Origin of the sequence: Limnothrix sp. FACHB-1083 (assembly GCF_014696485.1) — a bacterium.
Lineage (GTDB): Bacteria > Cyanobacteriota > Cyanobacteriia > CACIAM-69d > CACIAM-69d > CACIAM-69d.
Map to the genome: position 1 here is coordinate 84,788 of NZ_JACJQD010000005.1, position 21,784 is coordinate 106,571.

General features: G+C 56.9%; 20 protein-coding genes and 1 pseudogene. 7 read left to right on the top strand and 14 right to left on the bottom strand.

Annotation, left to right across the window (positions count from 1 at the left end; genetic code table 11):
- Positions 1 to 48 precede the first annotated feature (48 nt).
- Positions 49 to 1,134, top strand: coding sequence for a cobalt-precorrin-5B (C(1))-methyltransferase CbiD (gene cbiD, locus H6F46_RS08205; RefSeq protein WP_190354480.1), 1,086 nt, complete (start codon positions 49 to 51; stop codon positions 1,132 to 1,134).
- 47 nt (positions 1,135 to 1,181) lie between these two features.
- On the opposite strand, the gene H6F46_RS08210 is transcribed toward cbiD, so the two are convergent.
- Entirely contained in the window at positions 1,182 to 1,490 is a 309-nt protein-coding gene (locus H6F46_RS08210) for a DUF6464 family protein (RefSeq protein WP_099533073.1), read from the bottom strand.
- A gap of 159 nt (positions 1,491 to 1,649) precedes the next feature.
- On the bottom strand, positions 1,650 to 2,342 hold the full coding sequence (locus H6F46_RS08215) for an SAM-dependent methyltransferase (RefSeq protein WP_190354479.1): 693 nt from the start codon (positions 2,340 to 2,342) through the stop codon (positions 1,650 to 1,652).
- A gap of 204 nt (positions 2,343 to 2,546) precedes the next feature.
- On the opposite strand from H6F46_RS08215, the gene thrC reads away from it, so the two are divergent.
- Positions 2,547 to 3,650 (top strand): threonine synthase, encoded by a 1,104-nt coding sequence (gene thrC, locus H6F46_RS08220; protein ID WP_099533102.1) that lies wholly within the window; start codon positions 2,547 to 2,549, stop codon positions 3,648 to 3,650.
- A 116-nt stretch (positions 3,651 to 3,766) separates the two neighbouring features.
- On the opposite strand, the gene H6F46_RS08225 is transcribed toward thrC, so the two are convergent.
- From H6F46_RS08225 to H6F46_RS08235, 3 genes are all read right to left on the bottom strand, one after another.
- Positions 3,767 to 5,248, bottom strand: a complete 1,482-nt coding sequence (locus H6F46_RS08225; protein ID WP_190354478.1) for a tetratricopeptide repeat protein — start codon at positions 5,246 to 5,248, stop codon at positions 3,767 to 3,769.
- 129 nt (positions 5,249 to 5,377) lie between these two features.
- A complete protein-coding gene (locus H6F46_RS08230; protein ID WP_190354477.1) occupies positions 5,378 to 6,130 on the bottom strand; it encodes a hypothetical protein in 753 nt (250 codons plus the stop codon).
- A 175-nt stretch (positions 6,131 to 6,305) separates the two neighbouring features.
- Positions 6,306 to 7,466 (bottom strand): sugar phosphate nucleotidyltransferase, encoded by a 1,161-nt coding sequence (locus H6F46_RS08235; RefSeq protein ID WP_099533069.1) that lies wholly within the window; start codon positions 7,464 to 7,466, stop codon positions 6,306 to 6,308.
- A gap of 432 nt (positions 7,467 to 7,898) precedes the next feature.
- On the opposite strand from H6F46_RS08235, the gene H6F46_RS08240 reads away from it, so the two are divergent.
- Positions 7,899 to 8,819, top strand: a complete 921-nt coding sequence (locus H6F46_RS08240; RefSeq protein ID WP_190354476.1) for an AEC family transporter — start codon at positions 7,899 to 7,901, stop codon at positions 8,817 to 8,819.
- Between the two features lie 7 nt (positions 8,820 to 8,826).
- Here H6F46_RS08240 and phoU read toward each other — a convergent pair whose 3' ends face one another.
- The 4 genes from phoU to H6F46_RS08260 form a co-directional block, all read right to left on the bottom strand.
- Positions 8,827 to 9,522, bottom strand: a complete 696-nt coding sequence (gene phoU / locus H6F46_RS08245) for a phosphate signaling complex protein PhoU (protein ID WP_190354475.1) — start codon at positions 9,520 to 9,522, stop codon at positions 8,827 to 8,829.
- Between the two features lie 1,040 nt (positions 9,523 to 10,562).
- Positions 10,563 to 12,122, bottom strand: coding sequence for a cell wall metabolism sensor histidine kinase WalK (locus H6F46_RS19705; protein WP_190354474.1), 1,560 nt, complete (start codon positions 12,120 to 12,122; stop codon positions 10,563 to 10,565).
- Complete coding sequence (locus tag H6F46_RS08255) at positions 12,103 to 12,852, bottom strand: response regulator (RefSeq protein ID WP_190354540.1); 750 nt, start codon at positions 12,850 to 12,852, stop codon at positions 12,103 to 12,105. The genes H6F46_RS19705 and H6F46_RS08255 overlap by 20 nt, the downstream gene beginning before the upstream one ends.
- A gap of 551 nt (positions 12,853 to 13,403) precedes the next feature.
- Positions 13,404 to 14,189 carry a DUF305 domain-containing protein gene (locus H6F46_RS08260; RefSeq protein ID WP_099531545.1) on the bottom strand — a complete coding sequence of 262 codons (786 nt, stop codon included), beginning with the start codon at positions 14,187 to 14,189 and terminating at the stop codon, positions 13,404 to 13,406.
- A 238-nt stretch (positions 14,190 to 14,427) separates the two neighbouring features.
- On the opposite strand from H6F46_RS08260, the gene H6F46_RS08265 reads away from it, so the two are divergent.
- Positions 14,428 to 14,697, top strand: coding sequence for a hypothetical protein (locus tag H6F46_RS08265; protein WP_099531546.1), 270 nt, complete (start codon positions 14,428 to 14,430; stop codon positions 14,695 to 14,697).
- A 228-nt stretch (positions 14,698 to 14,925) separates the two neighbouring features.
- Positions 14,926 to 15,348: a hypothetical protein gene (locus tag H6F46_RS08270; protein ID WP_190354473.1), complete on the top strand. Its 423-nt coding sequence runs from the start codon at positions 14,926 to 14,928 to the stop codon at positions 15,346 to 15,348.
- On the opposite strand, the gene H6F46_RS08275 is transcribed toward H6F46_RS08270, so the two are convergent.
- The 4 genes from H6F46_RS08275 to H6F46_RS08290 form a co-directional block, all read right to left on the bottom strand.
- Positions 15,318 to 15,527 carry a hypothetical protein gene (locus H6F46_RS08275; protein ID WP_190354472.1) on the bottom strand — a complete coding sequence of 70 codons (210 nt, stop codon included), beginning with the start codon at positions 15,525 to 15,527 and terminating at the stop codon, positions 15,318 to 15,320. The genes H6F46_RS08270 and H6F46_RS08275 overlap by 31 nt on opposite strands.
- Before the next feature lie 11 nt (positions 15,528 to 15,538).
- On the bottom strand, positions 15,539 to 17,344 hold the full coding sequence (locus tag H6F46_RS08280) for a tetratricopeptide repeat protein (RefSeq protein WP_190354471.1): 1,806 nt from the start codon (positions 17,342 to 17,344) through the stop codon (positions 15,539 to 15,541).
- Positions 17,325 to 18,659: a P-loop NTPase fold protein gene (locus H6F46_RS08285; protein WP_190354470.1), complete on the bottom strand. Its 1,335-nt coding sequence runs from the start codon at positions 18,657 to 18,659 to the stop codon at positions 17,325 to 17,327. Before H6F46_RS08285 ends, H6F46_RS08280 begins: the two co-directional genes overlap by 20 nt.
- A 109-nt stretch (positions 18,660 to 18,768) precedes the next feature.
- Positions 18,769 to 18,975, bottom strand: a complete 207-nt coding sequence (locus H6F46_RS08290; protein WP_190354469.1) for a hypothetical protein — start codon at positions 18,973 to 18,975, stop codon at positions 18,769 to 18,771.
- 185 nt (positions 18,976 to 19,160) lie between these two features.
- On the opposite strand from H6F46_RS08290, the gene H6F46_RS08295 reads away from it, so the two are divergent.
- Both H6F46_RS08295 and H6F46_RS08300 read left to right on the top strand, forming a co-directional pair.
- Positions 19,161 to 19,406, top strand: a complete 246-nt coding sequence (locus H6F46_RS08295; RefSeq protein WP_190354468.1) for an antitoxin — start codon at positions 19,161 to 19,163, stop codon at positions 19,404 to 19,406.
- Positions 19,403 to 19,800: pseudogene (locus H6F46_RS08300) on the top strand (type II toxin-antitoxin system VapC family toxin). Before H6F46_RS08295 ends, H6F46_RS08300 begins: the two are co-directional and overlap by 4 nt.
- A gap of 253 nt (positions 19,801 to 20,053) precedes the next feature.
- Here H6F46_RS08300 and H6F46_RS08305 read toward each other — a convergent pair.
- Positions 20,054 to 21,643, bottom strand: coding sequence for a glycoside hydrolase family 57 protein (locus H6F46_RS08305; protein ID WP_099534451.1), 1,590 nt, complete (start codon positions 21,641 to 21,643; stop codon positions 20,054 to 20,056).
- Positions 21,644 to 21,784 lie beyond the last annotated feature (141 nt).

Here is a 21,784-nt window from a genome sequence, read left to right on the forward strand (position 1 = left end):
CGAAATTCAATCGAATGACTGTGAATTAGGGTCATTTTCAGGAGCACTATGGCGCGATCGGGCTACACCTTACCGGTATTTGCGGCAGCGGCGGCCCGGGGGGCCCTGTTGCGGTTGCAAGGCGATCGCCCGGCGGTGGTCACCCTGGATCTGTTAGACGGACAAACCGCAGAAATCGCGCTGGAGTCGATCGCCCCATTGGATGAGCGCACCGCCTTGGCCATCACCCGCAGCGATCCGGGCGATAACCTGGATCTGACCAGAAATACTCCCGTTTGGGCTTGGGTGCAATTGATCGATCGCGTCGATCGCGAAGGCCCGCCGCTCCGGCTGGAAGGAGGCGAGGGAATTGGGCAAACGGCTGAGGGGCCGGCGATCTATCGCTTTGCCCGATCGCTCCTGGAACATAACCTGTTGCCCCTGGTTCCGCCCGATCGCGTGGCGGTGGTGCGATTGATTTTGCCAGAGGGTCGCAACTTGGCCAAACGCACGTCTAACGAGGCTTTTGGGGTTTTGCAGGGGCTGTCACTCCTGGGAACCAGTGGCATTTCCCAGCCCCACACGGCGACGGATCAACTGGATGCATCGCGCGATCGACTGGCAGCGGTTCTGGCCCACGATCGCCATGTGATTTTCTGCATTGGCAGCAACGGACAGCAGGTGGCCGATCGCCTCGGTCTGTCCGCCGCCACCATTGTGCCCGTGGGGAACTGGATTGGGGCCATGTTGGTGGAAGCGGCCTTGCGGGGAGCAGAATCGGTGTTGCTGCTGGGATATCACGGCAAATTGTTGAAGCTAGCTGGGGGCATTTTCAACACCTCCAGCCACATTGCTGACGGCAAATTGGAAATTTTGGCAGCGGCGGCCCTGAGATCGGGGGGAGATGCCACCTTGGGGCGATCGATCCTGGCCAAAAGCACAGTGGCCGAAGCGGTGCAAGATTTGCAACGGTTGGGCTGGAGTCAGCGCGTTTTGGGGCAACTGGCCGCCGCCATTAGTGAGCGATCGGCCGTCTATGCCCAAAAATACGCCGATCGCCCTTTGGCCGTGGCCGTGGCCCTGTTCGATCGGGCGGGCAACATTCTGGCCACGGGCGGCCCTTGCGATCGCTGGTCAATTCCAACGGCTGATTAGTTAATTGGTTGATTAGTTAATTGGTTGATTAGCTGATTAACCACCTGCTAAGGGGTGGCTTCAAACCAATGGCAACCCGCACAGGGGCCACTGGGATTTACGGCACAACGCAACTGGGGCGATCGGGCATTGAACCGACAGCTCAAATTGCCAATGACATAACCCGCTCCCGGAATGTGGGTCAGCTCCGGAGGCTGAGGCCCCGGAAAGGACGGCCGGGGCGATCGGGTCGTCAGGCGGGCCCGGGCAACCGTGGTTTGCACCAGGGCTTCATAGCGGCGAACGGCCCGCAGGGACAGCAACGGTGGCAGCAGGGCGATCGAGAACAGGATCAATAGCGCCAAAGCAGTAACCATCGATAACGAAGCAAGGAGTGGCACATCATCCGATCGATAGCACGCTTTTGGGAACTTGTCCGGTGGTTAATTCCTGCCCCTGGCCTCGATCGCGCCAGTCTCGATCGCACTGACGATCAGGCACTGACGATCAAGGGCGTTTTTGCCCGTTGGCTCTGGCTAGGGTGCGCGCCAAACTCGCAGCAGCTCATGGCCACCCCGCTGAAATTCGTAGGTGGTGGGCAAAATTTCCACCCGCAGGCCCCGATCGACCAAGTGATCGATCGTGGGTTGCACATGGGGCGATCGGGTCACCTGATAGTTTTCCAGCAACGGAAACACCCGCACTTCCTGCGCCACCCGGGCTAATTCCACGATCGATTGCTGATGAAATTCCAGGGAAAATTGAGCGGAATAGGTAAAGAGCAAATGGGAGCAGAGCGCCAACTCAAACTCCCCATCCCCAAAGGGCAAATTTGGCAAGCTGCATGGTTGGTAGCGCCGTGCTTGCAATCCAGCAGGAAAATCCGCCAAAAATTCCCCCATTGCTTGCAACCGATAGTCCGCCAAAGCTTCCGGCGTGGACAATTCCGCAGACCACACAAACCAATCGTGGTTTTCGTGCAATCCCGCCACGATTTTGGGACAGGTTTCCTCAATCCGTTGGGCAATTTCCGCCGCCGAAAACTGATAGATCGGGTCGCAGGAAATCACCCGTTTTCCCAACCGATGCATCGTCGCATTAAAGCTGGCCGGCCCACCGGCACAGTCGAGGATCGATCGCTCCAAATCCTCCCCCGTGAGGGAAAACATTTTCCGATAGTCCGCAAACGATCGCCCCCAAGGAACCACCTGCGTCAGTTGAAAGGCCATATTCTGTTCACCTTTTGCTCACCCTTTTCATCACCATTTGCATCATTTCAATGGCCATGATTCAATTTTTAGACCCCAGCTTTTGATAGGTTCGTCGTCGCCGCGTTCGGGCCTGTCAGGTTAAACTGTTTGGGTAATCTGCAAGCACGTTGGAGTTGTAGACGCTCTGTGACCGCTCGTTTACCCGTCGTCGAATCCGCCTCAATTGTTGATCCTCGCACGGCCAGTACGGCACAGGTTCCAGCGCCCCCGGGAGGCTGGCGCGGCCTGATCGAAACCTATCGCCGCTACCTCCCCGTTACCGACTCCACGCCCGTTGTCACCCTACACGAGGGTAATACACCGTTAATTCCCGTCCCGTCCGTGGCCGATCGGATTGGGCGTGGCGTGAAAGTTTACGTGAAATATGACGGTCTGAATCCCACCGGCAGCTTCAAAGACCGGGGGATGACCATGGCCGTAACCAAAGCCAAGGAAGCCGGAGCCAAGGCGGTGATTTGTGCCAGCACGGGCAACACCTCCGCCGCCGCCGCTGCCTATGCCCGCCGGGGTGGCCTCAAGGCTTTTGTCTTGATTCCCGATGGCTATGTGGCCTTGGGCAAGCTGGCCCAAGCCCTGCTCTACGGCGCTGAGGTGCTGGCGATTCGGGGCAACTTCGATCGGGCGTTGGAGTTGGTGCGTCAAATGGCCAACGACTATCCGATCACCCTGGTGAACTCCGTGAACCCCTATCGACTTCAGGGGCAAAAAACCGCCGCCTTCGAGGTGGTGGATGCCCTGGGCGATGCGCCGGACTGGCTCTGTGTGCCCGTGGGGAATGCCGGGAACATCACCGCCTATTGGATGGGCTTCTGTGAATATCACCAGGAGCAACGATGCCAGCGGTTGCCCCGAATGATGGGCTTCCAGGCGGCCGGGTCTGCGCCGCTGGTGGTGGGCCGTCCGGTTTTGGATCCACACACGATCGCGACGGCTATTCGCATCGGCAAGCCCGCCAGTTGGGATAAGGCGCTGGCGGTGCGGGATGCCAGCCAAGGCGGCTTTGAGGCGGTCACCGATGAGGAAATTCTGGAGGCCTACCAACTGCTAGCGGGCGAAGAAGGCGTGTTCTGCGAACCGGCTAGCGCGGCTTCCGTGGCGGGGCTGCTGAAGGTGCGCGATCAAGTGCCCGCCGGGGCCACGGTGGTTTGCGTGCTGACGGGAAATGGGTTGAAGGATCCGGATACGGCCCTGAAAACCTCCCAAAACCAGTACCACCAAGGGATTGAACCGGAGTTGGCGGCGGTGGCCCAAGCGATGGGTTTCTAGGACGGGTTTCTAGGGCGAGTCGATCGCCCGGCTGGCCCCTCTCGTGAGTCGTTAGTCTGGCGGGGGGAATTGCCCGGGGGCCATATCTTGCGAATCGGCTATTTTTGGGGCGTTGGTCATGGGGCCAGCGCCCTTTGTACTTGGTCAAAAACCGCCGCCCAATCCCCAATTTTGGGTTGGCGAAAGAGTCGGGCCGTGGGATACCAACGAGTGCGATCGGTGTTCAGCAGCCAGCGCCAATCGGGCACGGCCGGCAACAGAATCCAAACCGGTTTGCCGATCGCTCCGGCCAGGTGGGCCGTGGCGGTGTCTACGGTGATCACCCCATCCAGTTGGGCGATCGCGTGGGCCGTGTCCGCAAAATCCGTGAGCCGATCGCCCAAGGCGGGAATGCCCCGATCGGCTAGCCAGGCCCGCTCCTCGGGGCTGGTTTCCGTTTGCAAACTCAAAAACTGATAACCGGGCGATCGCAACAGGGCCGCCCATTGGGCCAAAGCGGTCGATCGCTTGCGGGCTGTGGCTCCTGTTTTGCCGGAAGCCCAAACAAATCCCCACCGTTGACCCGCTGGCGAGGCAATTGGTGAAGGTTCCGGCTCGATCGGTCCCTGGGTTGACGGTGGAAACCCTGGAAGTGACTGCGGCGACTGAAGCGATTGGCCTAGCTGAAAATAGGGAATATCCGCTGGAATGGTGGCCGGCGTGGTTCCAAAGGCGGCCGGCAAACTCATCAACGGCGACCAATAATCGAACGGCGGTGGCGTTTCCCCCCGAATCACCACCTGCGCCACACCCGTCACCGTCCCAAACAGCCGAGCCAGGGGCCTCGGACATTCCAGCAGCACCCGCGCTCCTCGGGCCGCCAACAGGGGAGCATAGCGCACAAAGTTCAGCGCATCCCCAAAGCCCATATCTGAGTAGAGCAGAATGGTTTTGTCCGCCAGCGGTTGCGCTCCCGTCCAAACCGGTTGAGGAAAGGGAACCGGCGGCAGCCCTCGCGCCGTTTCCACACAAAACCAACGGTGCTCATAGTCCACCAGGCCCTGTTCCCATTGGCCGAGGGTCATTTGCACCATGCCCCGATTGGCGATCGCCTCATGGAAATCCGGCTCGATCGCCAAGGCCTGGTTATATTGGGCGATCGCATCCTCATAGCGCCCCTGTTCCCAAAGGATATTGCCCAAGCTGTGGCGAGCTTTGGCGCATTGGGGCAACGCTGCCACCACCTGCCGAATGTGGATTTCGGCGAAAATTAGGTCGCCCAGCTTTTCCAAAGCATTGGCCAGGTTGCGATGGGCATCCCAATGATTGGGATCCAGGGCGATCGCCCGTTCATATTCCGCCACGGCCGCCGGGAGCTGTTGGGCCTGTTTGAGGGCCGCTCCCAGGTTGACCCGCAAGCCCGGATCCGCCGGCCGCAGAGCGATCGCCCGTTGATAGCAGTCGATCGACTGGAGCCAATGCCCCGATCGGTAATAGGCAATTCCTAAATTCTTCCAAGTGGCCCCATCGTGGGGGGCCGCCGCCGCCATCTGTTGCCACAGGGCGATCGCTCCCGGCCAATCCCCTTGGCGGGCCAAACTCAACGCCCGATCGTGCATCACCGCCCCATGATCAGGAACGCATTGCCATCACCGGCCACCCACAGGCCACCCACCGTCATTTCCCGATCGCCACCCAAACCTTGCAACTATCTCGCAAAAGCCTAGAACCGGCCCATCGCTTGCTAATTAGTAATCGTATTCCACAAAATCCGCCGTCCCCGGTTCCCGGCGCACCGTCTGATCCTGACGGGCCCGAGGTAAATAGGTAGGAACCACTCGGATGGGGTGGAACGGTTGCGGGCTGTGGGGCGGCGCACCATAGCTTCCTCGGTTTTGCCGGGCCATGGTGGAAATCACCCCCGCCATCACAATGCTGCTGACCGTCAGCACCATGCCCCCCAGGGCCCAAAGGATGCCGTTGCCCCACTGGCCCGGGGGTTGCTGTTCGCCCCGGTTAGCCGCAATTTGCGCCAACTTGTCATCCAAGGCCATGGAAGTGAGGTTTTTTTCCTGGCCCTGCACGGCGGTGCTCAGTTTATCCACCGCCGCCGTTAGGCGCTCCCGATCTTTGCGGTCTTCTCGCAAGTCCGCTTGAATTTCCTTCAGTTGGTCTTCGCTTTTCCGCAGCCGCTCCTCAATCTTGGCGATCGTGCTGTCGCCTGTGGGAGGGGTGGCCGTCGCATCAGCCGCACCATTCGCGGCGGCACTGGGGCGGGCGGCGGACAAGGCCGTGGGTGGCGGCGAGGGCAGCATGGTCACCGTGGGGGCCGGGGGCAGTTGGCCACCCCCTTCAAGCAGGGGAACCCCACTGGGATTTTCCGACAGCCCGGGAACCGAGGACGGAGGCGCGCCCACCGCAATCCATCCCTTCGCGACCGCAAATGCCAGCGATCCCGTAATGGCGCAGCCTGCTAAAAACGCTACTCGACCCTCGGCCATACTGATGCCTGTCTAAAACTTCTCGCCAATGCTAACTGACAATCCTGCAAAAGGGTAGACGGTCTTTTGCAGACCCGATGGGAATTTCCTGGATTGTCGATCGGGAAATTCCCGCAGCCGAGTTCACTTCAGGGGCTGGCTCGATCGGGGCCTGATCCCGATCGCCCTCCTTGGCTCACTCCAACTGCAACAGCTCCGCGATCGCCTGGCCTTCCTCCGTGGGTGTAGCAGGCATCACCTGTCTGGCATCCGTAATCAGCCAATCCAGGGCCGCCGCCTGCACATCGATCGTCGCGCCCGTCTTATCCACACAATAGCGACCGAACACCAGTTTATCCACCAGTCGCACGCCCGGCCCCAAGCGGGAATATTCAAAAATCACGCTGTTTTCCACCGTGGCCCCGCTGCAAATGTGGCAGTTTTGCCCGATCGCCGTGGGGCCAATAATCTTTGCCCCATCATCAATCCGGCTCATGCCCCCGATATACACCGGCCCTTGGATCTCAACCTTGTCCCAGTTGACCGCCACATTCAGCCCCGTATAAACCCCCGGACGCACCTGCCGTCCAGGAATGGCCACGTTTTGCACTTCCCCTAACAGCACACTGCGAATGGCCCGCCAGTAGTCCGGCACTTTTCCAATATCCACCCACTGAAAGTCCATGGTGATGCCATAGAACGGCGCACCCATTTCCACCAGCTTGGGAAACAAGTCGCCCCCAATGTCATACTCACAGCCCGGGGGAATGTAGTTGAAAATTTCCGGCTCAAAGATATAAATCCCAGTGTTGATGCTGGTGCTGAGGGCTTCTTCCACGGCGGGTTTTTCCTGGAATGCCTTGATCCGGCCGTCCGGATCCGTCAACACCACCCCATAGCTGGACACCTCATCGCGGGGCACGGATTTCATGACGATCGTGGCGAGGGAGCCTTTGGCCTTGTGGAATTTGACGGCGGCGGTCAAGTCCAAATCAATCAGCGCATCGCCACAAAGCACCACAAAGGTGTCATCAAAGAAGGGGGAGAAGTCTTGGATTTTGCGCAGGCCACCCGCAGACCCGAGAGCTTTGCCAATCAGCTCGCCGTCTTCCACAAATCCTTCAAAGGAGTAGGCAATTTCGACCCCAAATCGCTGGCCATCGCGGAAATAGTCTTCAATTTCCTTGGCCAGGTGGCTGACGTTCACCACCACTTGATCAAAGCCGTGTTGGCGCAAAAGCTCGATCAGGAATTCCATCACTGGCTTTTGCAGGATGGGGATCATCGGCTTAGGCACGGTGAAGGTGATCGGCCGAACACGCGTGCCTTTGCCTGCCGCAAGGATCATGGCTTTCATGGTTTAGCTGGCTTCTCCCCGGGAATGCTTCACGTTTTATTTAACGGTGCGATCGTCGGATCAGCAAGCCAAGGGAAATGGGCGAGGCTTGCCAGATTCTGACGTGGCTTATTTGGTTTTCGACACTGTAGCGCTTGCCATGGGGTTCGCGAAAGAGAGGATGTGATCGATCGAATGGCGATTGCCCAAGTGTTTGGCGGCAACGGCGGCCGGTTGGAGCGCTGTGGGGATGGGTTTGATGGAAATCGGGCGAGTTTTTGTGGAATCTTGGCCCGAAACTAACCCGGACTGAATTTGACCTGAATTTGAATTGGGTCTGGATTGGATCGGGATTGGATCGGGAGCTGAATTTGAATTGAGTCTGAATGGGATCTGAATTGGGTCTGCAATTGGAGCTGAATTGGGAACTGTTGGGCAAAGGCAGGGAAACGAATGGCGTTGGATGCAGTTGTGTTGGGGAAGTTATATGCCACCTTGGCCGGTGGGGTGGGTTTGGGGGTGTTGTTGGGCCGCTGGCTCCCGGCGCGGGTGTCCGGGGCGATCGGGCAAGGGTTGTTTTGGGTGGGCGTGCCCCTGAGCTGCGTGGCCTTTTTGCGCCAAACCGATCTGAGCGGCCAAGCTTGGCTGGCTCCCTTGGTGGCTTGGGGGTCGATCGCCCTGGCCGGTTGTCTTGCTTGGGGATGGCTGCACTGGCAAGGGGTGACCGCTCCCCAACGGCGAGCCAGTTTTTGGCTGGGGAGCATGTTTGGCAACACGGGCTATTTGGGCTTCCCGATCGCCCTGGCCTTGGTCGGGAGTGGGCAATTTGCCTGGGCCCTGTTTTTTGATGTGGCGGGCACAACTTTGGGGGCCTATGGGGTGGGTTCAGCCCTGGCGGCCCGGCTGGGGGGCCAATCGAGCGACGGTTGGGGCATGGTGCGGGCGGGCTTGGTGAATCCGACGGTTTGGGGGGCCCTGGCGGGCTTGGGGTCGCGATCGATCGCCCTGCCCCAGGTGATCGATCGAGGGCTGACGGCCATCGCTTGGACTGTGGTGGCCCTGGCCTTGGTGTTAATTGGAATGCGGCTCAGTCAGTTGCGTTGGGGCAATGCCACGGCTCCAGCGATCGCCCTGTTGGTCATCAAAATGGCGATCGTGCCCCTGGTGGTGGGGTTGACCCTGCGGGGTTGGGGATGGCAGGGGCCAACCCTTTTGGTTTTGGTGTTGCAGATGGCCATGCCCCCCGCCTTTGCCTGTTTGGTCATTGCCGAAGCCTACGACCTCGATCGGGACTTAGCCGTGTCCAGCGTGGCCCTGGGAACCGTGGTTTTGCCCTTCACCCTGCCCCTCTGGCTTTGGCTGTTTGGGGCTTAGGGGATGGCTAGGAGCGGTGACCCGTCACGATATAGGAGGCGCGTTGGGCAATATTGGTGGCATGGTCGGCCATGCGCTCAATGTGGCGAATGGTCAGCACCATCAGCAACACCGGCTCGATCGGCCCCGGCACATCCCGCTGCGTGGCCAACAGGCCATAGAGGCGATCGTAAGCCTCATCCACCACATTGTCCGCCGCTTGGAGCCGGGCCCCCGCCTCGGGATCTGGCTCCACCAACGCCGCCAAACTCATGCCCAACATGGTCAGGGTTTGGCGAGCCATGGCTTCCACCTCCTCCAAATGGGGATGGGGCCCATAGGGAAACAGGCGCACCGCAATATCCGCCAAGTCCTGAGAATAATCGCCAATGCGTTCCAAGTCCCGCACCAACTGCATCAGGGCACTCAGCCAGCGGCAATTTTCCGCCACCGGAGCGTTCAGGGTCATGGTGACCACGCAGTCGAGTTCAATTTGGCGATAGAACTCATCGATGCGATCTTCGAGGGCATTAATCCGCTCGATCGTGGACAGGTCGCGGGCAAACAGGGCTTGCTGAGTGAGGCGAAACGAATCCTCAACCAGCGCTCCCATCCGCAGCACATCTTGGCAAACTCGCTTGATTTTGCGTTCGATCGCCGTCGGTTTGGTGGCCGCACCCGAAGCAGTGGAAAACAAAGATCGTTTCACGTCTACAGCAATCATGGAACCTTCATAAACGACGGAATGAATCAACAGCTCGTCCCAACCCTACTTTGGAAACCGTGATGATTGGCTCAGAATGATTTCCCTTTGAATTTAGGCGTTGCTCAGCAGTGAAACCACCAACCCAGTTCTATTGAGAACATCCACTTCAGGAAATCAAGACACCAGCCCCCAAGAAGCCTTAGAGCCGCATTGACCGATGAAAGAAGGTGTTGAAAAATGGATAGATCACTGATAGTGCAACTTGAAGAAAGTAAAGACTCAAAACCAGGAGTTGCATCATAGATTCTTGATGAATTGCTGGCTATTGGTTTTGAAGTTAGAAGGAAAAAGTCACTCTAACTGAGGGCCCTTGAGCTTGACTGCCATCATTTTGACTAGAACTTTGAACAGCGCTGGGGATAGGGCTGATCGCGCCGTGAGTTCGGTTACCCAAAAGGGTCTGAGGCAGAAGCTGTTGGGCAACTTTCGGGAAATTTCTGGGAAGTTTTTGGAAAATTTTTAGGCAATGATCGAGACTAAAACGAGGAAGTGCTTGATCAAACTTCAATCAATTTTGATACTGATTGCGATCTGAAATCGCTCGGGAAGATGATAGGGAATAGCAACAGAATGTTGGTTGGGGTGACTAATTACTCATGATGCTGTTTGATCAAAGGTTTATGGAAGGACAATTTATGTAGGACTAATCTAGGATTAATCTGGGTTGCCACTGGGTAAGTTAGTGATTGTCCGATGGATAAGGATTGGAATAAAAATGCCTCGGCAAAAAGGGGAATGGAAATGAGAAATTAATGGATGCATTTCAAAAGATTGCCTTTCCTTTATATCTTATATTTTCTTAAGATGGGGGTTCCGGCTCAGAAGTTTAGTGGGAATTTAACCAAATTTTAGTGGGCTGATCTGCCACAATCCCGAGGAGCCTCACCCCTGGGATGATTGTTCAGAAGTTTTGCACCGATTGGGGTGCTGTTGGCTACCAAACAGCTCGATCGCCCTGGTTATTGGTGTTTTTGGGGATTGCTCCCCATCGTCAAGCACTACAAATCATCCAGGGGTTGGCGGATGGCCCGAATCGGCAGGGCTACCCGCAGCCTTGCGCCGCCGGTTTTGGGGTCGTTGCTGCCGGTAATTTGTCCCCCATGGGCGATCGCAATTTGCCGGGCGATCGCCAGCCCCAGTCCGCTGCCGGTGCTGGGGAGTTGGGGCGCAATCATGGCATCAGTTTCGCGGGTGCGGGAAGCGTCGCCGCGATAGAGCCGCTCGAAAATGTGAGGTAAATCCGTGGGCGAAAATCCGGGCCCCATATCAATCACATCGGCATAGGCCCAGGTGGCGATCGGGTCGTTGTCTGGGTCGGAGAGGGGGGTGGCGGCTTGGGGGTTGGGCTGGGGCGCTCCGGCGGCCCAGTGCGGGTCAGGCTCCGAGGCGCGATCGCCCAACTGGTTCGCCGAACCCAACTCCTCCGCCAAATCTTCCGCCAACTCCCCGGGCGGTTGGGGCAAGGTCAAGGCCGGCGCATCTTGGGAAATGTGCAGCCAAATTTGCCCACCTTCCGGGCTGTACTTAATCGCATTGTCCAGCAAATTCAACAGCAGCCGATGGAGCTTGGCCCGATCGCCCTGGAGCCAGAGATGATCTAACCCATCCCGATCGAGCACCAGCGCCACCGATTTTCGTTCCGCCAAGGGTTCCACCGACTGCCAAGCCGCCTGGGCTACCTCCACCAAGTCCAACACCTCCAGGCGCAAAATTTGCCCCGGATTCTGTTCCATTTGGCTCAAATCCAGCCAATCTTGCACAAAGCGCACCAGCCGTTTCACTTCCGGCATGGCTCGATCGACCCAATGGCTCAGGGGCGGCTCCAGTTGCTTTTGCAGGGTTTCAAACACCAACTGAATGGACGTGAGGGGCGTGCGCAACTCATGGGCCAAGTCATTGATCCACCGGTTGCGACTGCGGGCTAAATCCACCATCTGCTGGCAATTTTCCACAAAAATCGCCACGTGACCATGGGGCAGCGGAATTCCCCACCCTCGCAGGGCCAACCCCACCCCCTTGGTAGCGGTTCCTGGCCCCGGCAAAGGGGGATCGATCGTCCCGTGGTCGCTCAACTCCGGGCCCTCCGTCGATTCCGTTGGCTCCGGCCGCGGCTCTCCATAAAACGTCCAGTCCCGTTGGCAAGTGAGCCGGCCCCGCCGGGTTTGTTGCACCAACTGATCCAAATCGTAGGAGCGCACCACCTCAATCAAGAGGCGGTCTTGGTTGGGTTGCCACTGACGGATGGCGAACAGCTCCCGCGCCCGGTCATTGCACCACCGCAATCCATCATCGCGATCGACCCACAGAAAGGCGATCGGAGCCGCCGCCAGGGCCTTCTCCCAAATTTCGAGCTGAGACTCCAGGGCCACTTCCCGATCGAGCGCCGCCACCACCCCGCGCCGCACCAAGGACTCCAGCCCCAACGGAATCGCCACCTCATCGGCCAAAATGGGCGCAAAAAGCTGCATCAGGCGAGAACGCAGCCGCGCCTGTTGCCACACCCCAACCCCTAGCCCCAGTCCTAAACCGACTAGGACACTAACCAAATCGATAGCCAAAGCCGCGAATGGTGACGATGTATTCAGGCGTGCTGGGATCTAGCTCAACCTTTTCCCGCAGCCAGCGGATGTGCACATCAACGGTTTTGCTGTCGCCAATGAAGTCAATGCCCCAAATTCGCTCCAGCAACTGTTCCCGAGACCAAACCCGCCGGGGATGTTGCACAAACAATTCCAGCAATCGAAATTCCTTCGGCGACAGGTTCACTTCCTGAGTCCGCACCACCACCCGGCATTCCTGGGGATAAAGTTCAATATCCCGATAGCGCAGCACTTCCGGCTGGGCCGCGCTCACGATCCGATTGCGCCGCAGCAGGGCCCGACAACGAGCCACCAACTCCCGCATACTGAAGGGCTTCGTGAGGTAGTCATCGGCCCCCACTTCCAACCCCAACACCCGATCGGTCTCGCTGCCCTTGGCACTCAGCATCAAAATCGGCACGGGATCTTGGCGCTGGCGCAACAGCCGACACAGATCCAGCCCATTCACCCGAGGCAACATCAAATCCAGAACAATCAAATCGGGCGGGCGGTTCATGTCGCCAGGATTGTTGAGATTCAACAGGTTCAAGGCCGCAGCCCCATCGGCCGCCACTAACACTTCATAGCCCTCGTCGCGCAGGGCCGCAGCCACCATATCGCGGATTAGTTCTTCGTCTTCAACAATCAGGATGCGGCTGGGTTGCCCCGCATCCAGGGGATTAAATTTCAGGGCGCGATCGCTGGCCAGCATACGGTGAAATTCTTGAGGAACAGATTCGGCGGTGATGAATCGATCGAGCAGTTCGGTGGCGTGAGCGAAACCCCGCAAAGCACCAGAACAGCGCCAAACGAGCGCTAAAACGGCGCAAATATAACGTTAGGAAATAAGCTTCCTGATTTATTTCGTATTGCGGTATACGATTTATATCTCCACGATACCAAGGTTCCCGCCGGCCGGCGATCGCCCTCCTGTGGAATTTGTAAAAATTTCCTGACGGTTTTTTTGGCTCAGAAAATGCCCCCTGGGCGTTGGGTTGTCCAAATTGTCCCAGAAAGTGCCAGGGCCATTTCCTCAGAAAATTCGCTGAAGTTGTGCCTAATGGCTGCTTTTTCCTTAGCCATTTCTTTAAGAATCAACCATAGTCAACCAAAATCGATGGGCGATCGGGATGGTGATCCCATGCCATTCCCGATAGATGCTGGCGGCCGGCCCTACACGGCCCCTGCTGGACTATTGACCCAGATTAGTCATAGCGGCGAATCACCACGGTGCAAACCCAATGGCAAATCCCACGGAGCCTAAAGCTGTTTTCCATGGTTCATGCCGTGGTTCATATTCCCGTGGTTCATGTTCCCGTGGTTCATATTCCCGTGGTTCATCAATCCGTTGCCCGTGGAATCCGTTGCCGTCGATCGCCCGCATTGGCCACCATTCGGGAACCAAGCCCCCAACCAGGTCTGCATCTGACCAATCTCCTGGCTTTGGGTGCGAATCACATCCTGAGCCATTGACTGCACTGGCGGGTGTTTTACCAATTGGCCTTGAATCAGGCTTTGGGCCATCATCACCGCCCCTTGGTGGTGCATCACCATATCTTGCAAAAACTGCTGATCCAGCGCATCGCCTTGCAAGGGTTCCAGGGGACGCATCATGGGCTGGTAGGCCTGGGTGCTGGTTTGGTTGGGATACCAGGTTTGCAGCCATGTTTTCATTTGGCTCACTTCCCGGCTTTGGGCATCAATAATCGCCTGGGTAAATTGCCGCATTTCCGGCCGTTGGGTGCGATCGCGCACGAGCTTGGCCGTGTCGATCGCCTCCTGGTGGTGCGGAATCATGTGGCTGATGAATTCAAACTCGCTGCTCACCTGCATCGAGTGCATATGATGCGCCATGCCGCCGGCCGCGTCCCCACCAGGCGGACAAAGGGCGGGGCTAGCCTGGGCGGTGGTGGTGGAGCCTGGGGCCGTTGCGGCGGGTTGTTGGGCCCGCCATTGGCTAAATCCCCAACTCCCGATCGCGGCGGTACTGGCGATCGCGAGGGACAATCCCGCGAGCCATGGGCCTTGTTTACCAGTCCATTTCATTGAATCTTGCTCCTACTTGCTCCTGAATTGATCAAAATTCATCAAAACCAAGACCGATCGGGTCAGGAATGCCCGATCGACCAGGGGTTACCTTCAGCATAGGAGTTGGAATCTGAATTGCGGGCGAGGAAACGGCGTGGTGAAGAGGCGTGGTGAAGAAAAGCTAAGGAAAGCCCACAGCGACCCGCTTTGAAGTCTAGAACGGAGCCGTATTCTGCAATTTTGGGATGTACCCCCCATGTCGGACGATTTGTTTAGCTTTGTGGTCACCAACAACACAGACCAAGCCATCCTGGAAATTTGGGTTTCGCCCGATGATGAGGAGTGGTCGCAGTTCGATTTGCCAGAAGAGGGAATTGCTTCTGGAGAGGGGGCAACGGTCACCTGGGCGGAGCATACGAATGATTCGCCCTGTGAGTGGTACATCAGCTTTGTGTTTGAGGATGAGTCGGAAAGCGAAACGGTGTTGGTGAATTTCTGCGAGGAGCCAAATATCACGGTCGGCTAGAACGCGCGTTAGCCGATCCACAACCTGGGGCGATCGACTGAAACCCGCCTTGTTTCGCGGAGGTTGTGGATCGGTGGATCGGGCAAACCGACCCTTTCTGATCGCTTGGGCCGCCATCATTCTCTACACGATCGCTTGCTGTGGCTCCTTGGTGTCACACCGATCTGGCCATGCCCATTCCCGATCGGCAATCCTGAGGTTTTGTTCTTTGATCCGATCATGCAAACCATGCGATCGCTGTTCCTGAGCCTGGCCTTGCTCTGCCTTGGCACGCCCGCCTTGGCCACCACCTGTGAAGAAAGCTTCGACAAAAAAGGCGATTTCTTCAACGGTTCCGCCTATTTTGCCCGTGTGCAGGTTGAAGGCCTATCCGTCGAAAGGGCCTTTTTTCAATTGCGGGTGATTTTGGCCCGCGAAGGCATTCGTACCCTCAGCACTGATGTGGCCGGCGGCATGATGCGAGCGGAAAACCCCGCCACTGCCTTTCAGCGGGCCTTGCCGATTGATGTGTTTGCTTTGGCGGAAAACAACCAAACCACTGTTGAGATGGTTTTCACGCTGCCCAGCGGTGTGACTGCCAGTCGCGAAACCGTCAAGAAATATATCTGCGGGGCCCTCAATCAGCTAGAACCACCTGCCCCAACTCCATAGGCCTGGGCCAGGGCGATCGCTCCCGATACCATGGCGCTGTCTGAGGGAGTGCCGCCTGTTGCTCCTTGCCAGTGAACTTTATGATGCACAAATCCAGCAAAACGGGAGGGCGCACACCAACCAGACCAGTCGGTGACGAAAGGCTGAATTGGTTGTTTCAGAGGCCCTAGGGTTGCCACAGGCGACAAACTCAACGACGAAAGGCCCGCCAAAGGCGTTGCCACCAGGGCGGGCCGGCGGGTCGTGGGGGCTGGGGTTGGTCGAAGCGTTCCAATTCCCAAGGCTCCGGCTGGCGAGGCTCCTGCAATTTTGCCAAGTCCACCGACCCAAACGGCTCGACCACTTGCAGCAGATTTCGAAGATTTTGATTCACAGCATCAACACGGTACTGTAACCCCAAGTCTTGATAAATTTGCCGCGCCGCTTCGTAATATTCTTTGGCTTCCCATTTTTTGCCCAGCTTGGCTAGGGAAGTCCCTTTATTTTCCAACGATATTGCTTCACCATGGCGATCGCCAATTTCCCGTTGGATCGCGAGGGATTGCTCGTAAAAGTCGATCGCCCGCTGATATTCACCTAGGGAACGGTAAGCATTTCCCAGACTGCCGAGGGTATTAGCTGTGAATTGTTGGTGGCTGACTTCACGACAAACTACTAAGGCTTGCTCGAAAAAGTCAATCGCCCGCTGATATTCACCTAGGGAACGGTAAACATTGCCCAAATTACAGAGCGATCCGCCTTCTCCAGTACGATCACCGATCAACCGTTTGATCACTAGGGATTGCTCATGAAAGTCGATCGCCCGCTGATACTCACCCAGGGAATCGTAAGCATTGCCCAAATTGTTTAAGGAAATAGCTTCTCCTTGGCGATCGCCGATCGCCCGTTGAATTGCTAGGGATTGCTCGTAAAAGTCGATCGCCCGCTGAGACTCACCCAGGGAATTGTAAACATTGCCCAAATTGTTTAAGGAAGCTGCTTCACCGTGGCGATCGCCGATCGCACGTCTGATCGCAAGGAATTGCTCGTAAAAGTCGATCGCCCGTTGATACTCACTCAGGGACTTGTAAACATTGCCCAAATTGCCTAGAGAACCTGCCTCTCCTTGGCGATCGCCGATCGCCCGCCTGATTGCTAGGGATTGCTCGTAAAAGTCGATCGCCCGATGATACTCACCCAGGAAATAGTAAGCATTGCCCAGACCATTTAGCGCATAGGCCTCCTCATACTGATTGTCCAATTCGCGAGCAATGTCTAGCGCTTCTTCAAACGCCGCGATCGCCTGGGGATAGTTGCTGCGATCGTTATATCGCCAACCCAACTGATTCCACAAACGGGCTAGGCGGGTGCGGTTGTCGGAGTTAGCCGCGATTGCGGCCTGCAAGTCTTCTAGGGAAAGAATGCTGTCGTCATCGGAATCATCACGGGCGACCTGGCCGAAGGAATCCGGGGAGCGAACTGGCCCCGTTTCCACGGGGGTGCGCTGGCGAAACTGAAATGTGCCCCGTCGCCAACTCCAAAAGTCAGGAGCACGCTGGGCCATTTGCTTGTAAAGGCGCGGTGTCAGCCACAAGACGATCGGATAGGGAATCTGCCCGATCGCCTCCCGTGTCCATTGCAAATACCCAAAAAAGCGATCAATTTCCGTGGGGCTGTCGTCCTCCGCCCGCAAGTTCAACCCCGACAAGCCCCCCGCCCCGCGCACCATCAGCACACTCGGCCGCCCCTCGCGGACGTGGGGTGCTGTGGTCAAGGCCTGTTCGATCGCCGCCCGCATACTAGGGTCGCGCCGCGCCAACTGCACCTCCACCGTGTGGATGCCCTCTTGCTGCAACAACTCCACCTCACAGCGCCGGACGATCGATTCCTCCTGAAACGGGTCATCACTCACCGCCACCAACAGGGCCGACATTCCCTTGCTGGCGGCAATCGTTTCAATTAACCGCTCAAAGGTCAGCTCATCTTGCCGCGCCGGATCATCTTGGAGACTCGTCATGGCTGTTGGTTAATCCTCGCCGCTTCAACAAATCCACCACCAACGGATTCACATCAAACCAATCATCTGCATTGCGATATTCCAACACATACAGCCACTGCAACAGATCCAAGAAGGTTTGGCGCTCTTGGTCGTCCTGGGCATCGTAGATATAGTTATGATAAATCTCCAGCAGAATTCGATAATTATTTTGGGTTAAAGGCGCAGCAATATCATTGCGTAATTCATTAATCGCGAGCTGCAAGATTTCCTCATTGATTTTGAGATTCGCCAGGGTGCGATCGCGCCGCAATTTCAACAGAGCTTGCTGACAGCATTCATTGGCAATCCGGACTAATTCCCGCAGCACCCCACCACTCGTCACAGCGATTTTCCCGGCAATCCCTGGCTCCATCAAGTCCTGGTCAATCCGCCGATAGAGTGCTTCCGTCAGCTCTTCTATCACTTGAGGATTCGGGGGCACATCGGCTTTTCGACTGTCACCCCGCTTATAAAGCTTCGAGACCCGCATGAAGTGCATTTGGTTATCTGAAGCAGTCTTCACGCTATTCAGCAAGGTAATATCTCGTACTGCCCCGATTGGTACCGTATACAAAATCCGAAAGCTAGGAGCAAATAGGGCATTAACATTTTCATAATAGAGATTTCGAGCAACGGGCAAATCTAATTTATCTAGGTCGTCAATAATCACCAAAAGCTCTTGTTGAGTGACCAACTCAATCACAGAAGCGATGCCATCTAGTTGTTGAATTAAATCAAAAACACTACGCTCAAATTTCTTTTTAATTTCATCTCGTACTGATGAATCGGTTTTCATCTTGCCCTTAAAGAACACAAAGTCAAACCCGGCTTCCACTTCGGCACTAATGGGCGTTTCGGTGACGGTTCGGGTGTGCTCGGCAAACCAATTTTCGATCCGCTTTCGTTGCTCTTGGGAAAGGTCTACTTGAGCATCAACCGCCCGTTCCATAATTTGCAAGGCGATTGAAAACAGCAGATTCACATGGTTCACGTCCGACTGTTCCACCACATCGGCGATCGAGAACCGCACAATAAAAAACCGCTGTTCTGGGTCGGCATTCAGCCGCCGCTCCAAGGTGGCCAACAGGGTCGATTTTCCGCATCCCCGATGGCCTGCAAAGATGATTTTGTTGTGGGGCGCTTCGGCTAGGTCGATCAGATTTTCGAGTTCTGCGATCGACTCTTCGCCATACTCAATGCCAAATTGGGCGATCGCTTTTTCATCCAGCAGCGGTTGCAAGTTCAAGTTGCGATAGGCCTGACGAAAGCGATCGCGCAGCAACGAGTTCGACATTGTTTTGATCCCAACAGTCCCAACCCAGCCAGTCTACGGCCAAAAACTAGTGGATGGATGATTGCCCCGCCGCTCCAAATTAAGCCAGGGTTAATCAACCATTTGCGAGCTACGATCGCCCTAAGGACAGATCCACCCCCAGTGATCGAGCGAGGAAAAGCCATGGGTAGCCGTAGGGTGCATGGGAGCACGCTCGGCCGTCAATGATCGTTGCCCCTAATCTCCCATGCACCGCCACCCATGCCGCATTCACCGACCATCCCCGATCGGTTGAGTGGCGCTCAATTCTCGGTGCATGGGAGTACAAATCAACCATTTCGTGACCCCTTGGCCTTGCTCCCATGCACCCTACCCGTCGGCCATTGACGCAGGCAAGCAACTCGCGATCCCCAGGGGCGATCGCCCCACCCCAAGACCCGCGATACCATTGAGACAACGCAATCCTGAACGTCCTGCACCCACGATTAATGACCGCCAACACCATCACCGAAGGAATTCTCGATGGAACGAGTCGAAATTACTAAACAAGATCAGGGCTGGACAATCATTTTGCCCGAGTCGATCGACTTCCTCGGCGAAGCAGTTTATCTCAAACCCCTAGGCAGCGCCCTGATTTTGCTCCCCGCTGCCAATCCCTGGCAAATTTTGTTTGAGAGCCTCACCCTATTTTCCGAAGATTACTTCGAGGATTGGCCAGAAACTCGCCCCCAAGACTTTCCCCAAGAACGCGAGGAATGGTTTCCATGAAATTCCTCCTCGACACCAACATTTGTATTTACTTAATCAAACACAAACCGCCCCAAGTTATTGATCGCTTCCGCGCCTGCGAACTCGGCGATATTGCCATTTCGAGTATTACCGTTGCTGAACTCGACTACGGCATTGCCAAAAGCCAACAGCGCGATCGCAATCAGGCCGCCCTCGATCGCTTCTTGTTGCCCTTAACGTCCCCTTCGATCGCACTGCCAGCCATCACTATGGCGAACTTCGCTACAGCCTCGAACGCCAGGGACAATCGATCGGCAACATGGACTTACTCATCGCGGCCCACGCCCTCAGCTTGAGCCTGACGATCGTGACCAATAATGTCCGAGAATTTAGCCGTGTTCCCGACCTTGCCATTCAAAACTGGGCAGAATAATCCTCGGCTGAACTTCTCTCATCCTGCAACTACTCAACACCCCACCCGAAACCCCGTAGCGGTGCGTAGGGCAACGGTTCGCAGGTTCCCGAGATGGGGTTTGTGCCCTACGCACCGCTACTACCATTGACGCGGGCAAACTCGTACTCCCGAGGGGCGATCGACGGTGCGTGGGAGCCAAACCAGCCAAATCGTTACCCCGCAAGCATTCTCCCACTCACCCTACCCGATCGCCCCATTGATGCCGGGGAAATTACAACGGGCGATAGACGCGGTAATTGACATTGGGGAAGATGTTGTCGATCGCCTCTACCTTTTGCAGCCAGCCCGAATCCACCTTGCCCGCGCGGATATCGTCGTAGAGCTTCGTGAACCGCATCATGTGCGATCGCGTCCGGCGCACCGCGTAGGGAACCATCGTCCCCGTCCGCATAATGAACGCCCAGTCCGACGACTGCGCCAACAGCAACTCCCGCGCCGCTTGGTTCAGGGCCCGCCATTCCAGCTCATCGGCCGGCTCCAGTTTGGACAGTTCGATCATCCGTTCCGCGCCCTTGTGTAGGTGCGGATAGATCCAGGCGTTCGTATCGTTCAGCCAATATTCGTGGAAGCCCTTATAGCCCCAGCTCGATTGGGACGGGCGACAGACCTGCTGGGTCGGCTGCTTTTGCAAGTAGTCCGACAGGTGGGTCATTTGGAAGGTGTTTTGGTCAAACCAAGCTTTCCGGAACAGGAAATCTAGGAACCAGGGGCCTTCGTACCACCAGTGGCCAAACAGCTCCGCATCGTAGGGCGACACCACGATCGGGGGCCGCTGCATCAAGCCATTCAGATAGGCCACCTGTTGGCCCCGGTTGAACATGAAGTTGGTGGCATGTTCCGCAGCCTTTTCCCGCGCCCAGTAGGGATCGTACAGCGCCTTATCCGAGAGGCCCGCCGTGCGGCTGGTGATTTTGTGGTACTTGATGCCCACATTCTTTCGCTGGCCGTTGGGCATGATGTAGGGCTTGATGTAGTCGTAGTCCGCTTCCCAGCCGATGTCTTTGTAGAATTCGCGGTACTCGGCCGCGCCAGGGTAGCCCACTTCCGAAGACCAAACCTGTTGGGAGGATTCGTGGTCGCGCCCAAAGGCGGCCACCCCTGCTTCGGTGAAGATGGGGGCGTAGGTTCCGAAGCGCGGGCGGGGCCGCGCGTACAAGATCCCGTGGCCGTCGGTGAGGAAGTAGCGCAGGCCGGCATCGGCCACCATCCGTTCAAGGCCTTCATAGTAGGCGCATTCGGGCAGCCAAATGCCCTTGGGAGCGCGGCCAAAGTTTTCTTCGTAGTGGTCAACGGCAACTTTCAGTTGGGCCCACACGGCTTGGGGATACATCTTCATCAGGGGCAGGTAGCCGTGGGTTGCGCCGCAGGTGATGATGTCGATGTTGCCGGAGTCTTGGAATTTCTTGAAGGCGGTTACGAGGTCGCGATCGTACCGTTCCCACAGTTCCCGTACTTCCTGGAATTCTTTGATGTAGTGCTCGGCCAGGTAGCGCAGGTGTCCGTTGAATTCGTTGTGGACGTATTCTTTTTCGACGAGTTCTTGCAACTGAGCGAGGTGCTGATCGTAGCGGTCTTGCAAGAGGGGGTCGCGGAGCATGGACACCAGGGGCGGGGTCATGCTCATGGTGATTTTGAAATCTACGCCATCGCGCTCGAGTCCTTCAAAGGCGCGTAACAGGGGGACGTAGGTTTCGGTGATGGCTTCGTAGAGCCACTCTTCCTCTAGAACGTAGTCGCTTTCGGGGTGCCGGACGAAGGGCAGGTGAGCGTGCAGGACGAGGGCGACATAGCCAAGGGTCATAGCAATTGTCCTAGAGCGCAATTAATAAGGCTGAGGCGATCGCTCGTGGGATCGCCCTGGCCGGATCGGCGTAAAGCTTGGCTTAAGCTTTAGCAGATTTTAAGGCGAAGTGCGACCGGGGGTAGGTCGTGAATTTGACCA

Coding starts and splice junctions, on each gene's coding strand:
- H6F46_RS08290 (WP_190354469.1), bottom strand. CDS start 18,975: ATGGTTGATTTGTACTCCCATGCACCGAGAATTGAGCGCCACTCAACC.
- cbiD (WP_190354480.1), top strand. CDS start 49: ATGGCGCGATCGGGCTACACCTTACCGGTATTTGCGGCAGCGGCGGCC.
- H6F46_RS08295 (WP_190354468.1), top strand. CDS start 19,161: ATGGAACGAGTCGAAATTACTAAACAAGATCAGGGCTGGACAATCATT.
- H6F46_RS08270 (WP_190354473.1), top strand. CDS start 14,926: ATGCGATCGCTGTTCCTGAGCCTGGCCTTGCTCTGCCTTGGCACGCCC.
- H6F46_RS08225 (WP_190354478.1), bottom strand. CDS start 5,248: ATGCACGATCGGGCGTTGAGTTTGGCCCGCCAAGGGGATTGGCCGGGA.
- H6F46_RS08215 (WP_190354479.1), bottom strand. CDS start 2,342: ATGGCCTTTCAACTGACGCAGGTGGTTCCTTGGGGGCGATCGTTTGCG.
- H6F46_RS08280 (WP_190354471.1), bottom strand. CDS start 17,344: ATGACGAGTCTCCAAGATGATCCGGCGCGGCAAGATGAGCTGACCTTT.
- H6F46_RS08265 (WP_099531546.1), top strand. CDS start 14,428: ATGTCGGACGATTTGTTTAGCTTTGTGGTCACCAACAACACAGACCAA.
- H6F46_RS08240 (WP_190354476.1), top strand. CDS start 7,899: ATGGCGTTGGATGCAGTTGTGTTGGGGAAGTTATATGCCACCTTGGCC.
- H6F46_RS08235 (WP_099533069.1), bottom strand. CDS start 7,466: ATGAAAGCCATGATCCTTGCGGCAGGCAAAGGCACGCGTGTTCGGCCG.
- H6F46_RS08210 (WP_099533073.1), bottom strand. CDS start 1,490: ATGGTTACTGCTTTGGCGCTATTGATCCTGTTCTCGATCGCCCTGCTG.
- H6F46_RS08230 (WP_190354477.1), bottom strand. CDS start 6,130: ATGGCCGAGGGTCGAGTAGCGTTTTTAGCAGGCTGCGCCATTACGGGA.
- H6F46_RS08285 (WP_190354470.1), bottom strand. CDS start 18,659: ATGTCGAACTCGTTGCTGCGCGATCGCTTTCGTCAGGCCTATCGCAAC.
- H6F46_RS08260 (WP_099531545.1), bottom strand. CDS start 14,189: ATGAAATGGACTGGTAAACAAGGCCCATGGCTCGCGGGATTGTCCCTC.
- phoU (WP_190354475.1), bottom strand. CDS start 9,522: ATGATTGCTGTAGACGTGAAACGATCTTTGTTTTCCACTGCTTCGGGT.
- H6F46_RS08305 (WP_099534451.1), bottom strand. CDS start 21,643: ATGACCCTTGGCTATGTCGCCCTCGTCCTGCACGCTCACCTGCCCTTC.